This window comes from Cryobacterium sp. MLB-32, assembly GCF_000738085.1.
Taxonomy (GTDB): domain Bacteria; phylum Actinomycetota; class Actinomycetes; order Actinomycetales; family Microbacteriaceae; genus Cryobacterium.
Window position 1 is genome coordinate 1 of the sequence record NZ_JPRS01000117.1, and the last position, 5213, is coordinate 5213.

Genomic DNA, 5213 nt, shown 5'->3' on the forward strand with positions numbered 1-5213 from the left:
GTGACTGAGGATAATTCACCTGATGAATGAGGAAAAATCACTCACGATTATGTGAGGAAAGCTCGTATGCAACATGAGGAATATTCAGATAGATATTCCCGGTCGCTGACTGGCCTGTACGACATGAGACGAGCTGGGATCGGCTCAGAGTGACCACTTCGCAGCGGCGACAAACGAGGAATTCCAGCCCCGAAAGTCGCCCGATATGAACCCCCGACGCCGGAAAAGGCGGACCGCGAGCCCGACTATATACAGAACGTTCTAGCCCCTAAGACGGGCAAGGAATAATGCCGACCGGGGCCAGCATATACAGACCGTTCCACCCCACAAAACGTGCGATTTCGTTCCGAACGTCAGTGCTGGTGCGCCGCGGCGAGCAGCCTGGGGCCGCTTCCGGGCTGGTCCGCCACTGCCCCAGCGATGGGCGGCGTGCCTGCCGATTCGCCGGGCTTGACCACCACGAATTGCCCCATCATGCCGGCGTCCTCGTGCGCGAGCATATGGGCAGTGGTTCGACATGTACGGATAGTCCGGGTCGGTGTCGGAGCCGAACTGCATGATGATCTCGTAGCGAGTGCCCGGCTCGAGATAGATGGTGTCCTTCCACCCCGAGAGTTCCGGCGGCGGCGGCTCCGTTCCCACTCGCAGAACCTGGAACTGCACCGCATGCACGTGAAAATTGTGCGGCATGGGCATCGTATTCTCGACGGTCCACACCTCGGTGGCGCCGGCCACAACCGTCTCGTCGATGCGGCCCATGTCCATGAGTTTGTTGTTGATATTCATTCCGTTGAGCACGAAAGAACGCTGCTCGCTCGCGTCGCTCTTCACGAGTCGTTCACTGGGCACCAGGGACGCCGGCACTGTTCCGACGGCGTCGAGAGCCGGGGCGGCGCGCAGCTCGAGAATGTCCAGCGTGTCGGCGCCGGCGTTCTGCTCGCTCACCGACGCCGAGACCCCGAGCTCGGGCGGCGTGGAGCGCAGGGTCACGGTCTCCCCCGGAGTCATGCGCACAAGCACCTCGGCGCGTTCGGCGGGTGACAGACGAATGCTCTGCATCGGCGCCGGAGCGTCGAGCAGCCCCCCGTCGGTTCCGATCAGATCGAAGGAGCGGGAGTCGCTCAAGCCGAAGTCGTAGACGCGCGAGCTCGAGGCGTTGAGCAGACGCAACCGCACGACATCCGTTGTCACGTCTTGGTAGGGCGCGAGGGTGCCGTTCACGAGGATCTGGTCGCCGAGCGGGCCGATGTAGCCACGCACGTCGGTGATGATCTGTCCGGCATCGTCGAACCGGCGGTCCTGAACCATCACAGGGATGTCATCCACCCCGTACTCGGAGGGCAGGTCGAGAGCCCGTTCCGCGTCGTCGTGCAGGATGATCATGCCGGCCAGCCCCATCTCCACCTGGTGTTCGGTTTGGCCGTTGATGTGCGGGTGATACCAGAGGGTGGCGGCGGGTTGGTCGATCGTCCAGTCCGGCCGCCAGACGGCACCGGGCTCAATGGGCTGGTGCGGTCCCCCGTCCATCCGGGCGGGAAGGTGCATGCCGTGCCAGTGCACGGTGGTCGCCTCCGCAAGGTGATTCGTCACGTTCATGTGCACGTGTTCGCCGCGCTCTGCAACGATCGTGGGGCCGAGGAAGCTCTGACCGTAGCCCCAGGTGTCCGTCTGCACACCGCCCATGAAGTCGGTCGACCCGGCCTGTGCGGTTAGATCAAATGAGCGGGTGCCATCGGCAGCGACGGTCGAGGGGGCAAGCGGCGGAATCATCAGGGGGTTGGTGAAGTCCACCGTTCCCGCCGTGTTCATCACACCGGCCCCCTGGTCGCCCGCGCACCCGGCCAGAACCAGCACGATCGCGGCCAGCCCGGCCATGGCTACCGTGACGGCGGTGGCCCGAGGACGACGCACGCCGCGGATGTGTGGTGCAGGAGAATCGTTCACTATGTCACGGGCGTTCTGGGTTCGAAGGGGCGGAAGATGAAGGGTGGAGTCAGAGAGTGTTGTGGGTGAAGCGACCGGCGAGCACGGTTGCCGCCACCGGCATCCGCCTCACGTCGGCAACGGATGCGGTGAGCGGGTCGATCTCGCAGACCGCGAGGTCCGCCACGTCACCGACGGCAATGCGGTGACGGCCCTGGGCGGAGGCGGCCAGCCCGGCTTGTCGGCTGATGGACTGCTCGGGATGCCACGGCTCCCGACCGTCCCGGCTGCGTCCCACGGCGGCCGCGAGAGTGATCCATGGGTCCAGCGGCGCGACCGGAGCATCGGAGCCGAGAGCCAAAGTCACCCCGGCACGGAGCAGGCTTGCCAGCGGGAAGGCGCGGTCCGTGCGACCGGCCCAATAGTGGTCGGCCACGTCTCGGTCGTCCATGGCATGCTCGGGCTGCACGCTCGCCACGATCCCGAGCCGGGCGAATCGGGCGATGTCCTCATCGGCTAGCAGCTGCGCATGCTCGATGCCGCCGGCGCAGCCGATCGCTTCGAAGGCATCCAGGGCGAGTCGGTTCGCGTGATCGCCGATCGCGTGCACGGCGGGCGTCAGGCCGGCGCGAGCGGCCGCGAGCATGCGTTCAAGCAACTCGTTCTGCGGAACGGTGAGGAGGCCGTGGCCGGACCCGTTCGGGTAGTCGTCGAAGCAGTAGGCGGTGCGGGTGTTGAGGGAGCCGTCGGTGATCACCTTGAACGGGCCTACCTGCAGGAGGCCGCCCGTGTCCGGCACGACGTCGCCCGTGCGCAGACCCAGCGCGATGGCTCGGTCCAGGTGCTGGCTGTAGATGCCGAACTTCACGCGCAGCGAATCCGTACCGGCTGCCATGCGCCGCGTCCAGGCGTCGAGGTTCCACGTCATTTCCAGATCGACGACGCCGACCACTCCCCGGGCGGCGGCCGCACGAGCAGCCTCCTGAACCCAGGTGTCCGTCACGGCATCGGAAACCGTATCGAGTGCCCGCACGACCTCGAAGGCCTCCTCTTCGCGCAGGAGGCCCGTCGGGTGACCGGCGAAGCCGTACCGCAGGAGAGCGGCCGAGTTCACCCAACAGCTGTGCAGGTCGCCGCTGACGAGCACCACCGGCGTCTCCCCCGAGACCGCGTCGAGCACGGTGCAACTCGGCTGGTCGGGCCAGAGACCATCACGAAATCCGGTTCCGACGAAGGTGTCGGTGCGGGAGTCCTCGGCAACGGATGCCGACAGCATCCGTTCGCCGACCAGCACGGCCGTCTCGGCCGCGCTGGCCGCGCGCGACAGATCGAGCCGCCGTGTCGTCTGCGCCCACTGGGTGAAGTGCACGTGGTTGTCCCAGAGTCCGGGAATGATCCAGCGCTCCCCCACCTGCACGGTTCGGTCGGACTTTTCGGTCGGGTCGACGTAGCCGATGCGCGTGATCACGCCGTCGACGATCTGCACGTCGACGATGTCGTCGCTGCCCGGAAGTCGTGCGCTGCGGAGGATCAGGCTTGGCATGAGGGGCACCAATACAGTTTGCGGGCTGACATCTCTTCAATCACGATGTGGGTTCCGCACACTCGACACGGAAGCCCCTCACGTTTGTAGACCCAGTGCCGGTCGGCACGGTTCCTCATGGCCTTCACGTAATCGGCACGGACGAGGTCGTCCATGGTCATCATCTGACCGGTCTCGACACCGATGTGCAGGAGGTGAGCCCAGTCATGCCAGAGGGCCCTGACCGCTTCGTCGCTGAGCGCTTTGCCTGGAGTGTGTGGGTTGATGCCGGCCCGGAAGAGGATTTCGGCGCGATAGACGTTGCCGATTCCGCTGACGACAGCCTGATCCATCAGGAGCCGCCCGATCGGGGTGGGCTTGCGCCGAATAACGCTCGTGAAGCGCTCCTCGGCCTCCGGTCCGCTGTCGAGTTCGGGATCCGGTCCGAGCCGGTTCATGGCCACGACCGTTTGCGCCGGGTCAAGTACCTCGCAGGCCGTCGGTCCCCGAAGGTCGGCGCAGACAGTGTCGGTGAGCAGGCGCACGCGAACCTGCCCGACGGGCTCGGGCGGAAAGGTCTCGAGGTGGTTGAGTTCTTTCTCCTGCTCCGACATGCGCACCCGGGTGCGTCGGGGAGCGCCGATGCTGTGCAACGAATTCTCACCGGCCGTGTCGAGCACCGCCTCGGCGAGGATGGTGCCCCGCTGGTTGGTCTGCCCCATGCGGCCGTTCGCGGACGCGATGGTGGCGTCAAGCAGCAGATCGCCCGAGAAATCCCAGGCGCCGTACAGGCCGAGATGGATGCGCAGCCACACGTCGTGGTCGAATTCCAGGAACATCTGCTTGCCGATGGCACGGGCATCCGTCATCGTCCGGCCGTCGAGCACCGACGCGCCCTCGACGAAACGCCCCTGAGGGGACGACAGCCGAACAGGATGCCCAACGAAGTTGCGTTGGAACTGACGCGTGATGCGGTGTACGGAATGACCCTCAGGCACGGTTAGTGCACGACGCCCTTGCCCGCGATATCTCCCGTGGTTTCGTACTCTGCAAGCTGGGTGATGCGGCGGACATGGCGTTCCTCGTCCGAGAACGGTTCGGCGATGAAGGCGTCGATGAATTCCGTGGCCTCCTCGATCGTGTGCTCTCGGGCCCCGATCGAAATAACGTTGGCATCGTTGTGCTCGCGGGCGAGGCGCGCCGTACTGCGGTTCCACACGAGGGCAGCGCGCACGCCGGCAACCTTGTTGGCCGACATCTGCTCGCCGTTTCCCGAACCGCCGAAGACCACGCCGAGCGCCTCGATTCCCTGCTCACGGTCATTGACCACGGCTTGGGCCGCATTGATACAGAAGGCGGGGTAGTCATCGAGCGGGTCGTAGCTCGTGGGCCCGTGATCAACGACCTCATGGCCCTTGGAGCGCAGGTGCTTGATCAGGTGATGACTGAGGTCGAGACCGGCGTGGTCCGTGGCGATGTGGATGCGCATAAGAGCAGTCTATGCAGTCTGTTTGCTCTTACTCGGCTGGCGCGGCAGCGACCGGTGTGACGTCGAAGTTCGGTTCGCGGGTGCGGCTGCGCTTGAGCTCGAAGAACCCGTCGAAGCTTGCGGCTGCGACAACTCCGTCCCACAGTGCCAGGGCCTGGTCCCCCATAGGAGCCGGGGAGATGACGGGGCCGAAGAACGCGACCCCGTTGATGTCGATCACGGGTGTGCCGACATCCTGTCCGACTCGGTTGATGCCGTCGAAGTGTCGCTCGCATCTGC

At 65.4% G+C, this 5213-nt stretch carries 4 protein-coding genes and 1 pseudogene; all 5 read right to left on the reverse strand.

Going from position 1 to position 5213, the window contains the following annotated elements; genetic code table 11:
* Nucleotides 1-261 precede the first annotated feature (261 nt).
* Nucleotides 262-1944 carry a multicopper oxidase family protein gene (locus JF66_RS12225; protein ID WP_231556398.1) on the reverse strand — a complete coding sequence of 561 codons (1683 nt, stop codon included), beginning with the start codon at nucleotides 1942-1944 and terminating at the stop codon, nucleotides 262-264.
* A gap of 49 nt (nucleotides 1945-1993) precedes the next feature.
* On the reverse strand, nucleotides 1994-3466 hold the full coding sequence (locus JF66_RS12230) for an amidohydrolase (protein WP_035878385.1): 1473 nt from the start codon (nucleotides 3464-3466) through the stop codon (nucleotides 1994-1996).
* Nucleotides 3454-4443, reverse strand: a complete 990-nt coding sequence (locus JF66_RS12235; RefSeq protein WP_035878374.1) for an Fpg/Nei family DNA glycosylase — start codon at nucleotides 4441-4443, stop codon at nucleotides 3454-3456. The genes JF66_RS12230 and JF66_RS12235 overlap by 13 nt, the downstream gene beginning before the upstream one ends.
* Before the next feature lie 2 nt (nucleotides 4444-4445).
* Nucleotides 4446-4934 carry a ribose-5-phosphate isomerase gene (locus tag JF66_RS12240; RefSeq protein WP_035878378.1) on the reverse strand — a complete coding sequence of 163 codons (489 nt, stop codon included), beginning with the start codon at nucleotides 4932-4934 and terminating at the stop codon, nucleotides 4446-4448.
* A 28-nt stretch (nucleotides 4935-4962) separates the two neighbouring features.
* Nucleotides 4963-5213, reverse strand: a pseudogene (locus tag JF66_RS12245) (hypothetical protein); the annotation flags it as partial.

Coding starts and splice junctions, on each gene's coding strand:
- JF66_RS12230 (WP_035878385.1), bottom strand. CDS start 3,466: ATGCCAAGCCTGATCCTCCGCAGCGCACGACTTCCGGGCAGCGACGAC.
- JF66_RS12240 (WP_035878378.1), bottom strand. CDS start 4,934: ATGCGCATCCACATCGCCACGGACCACGCCGGTCTCGACCTCAGTCAT.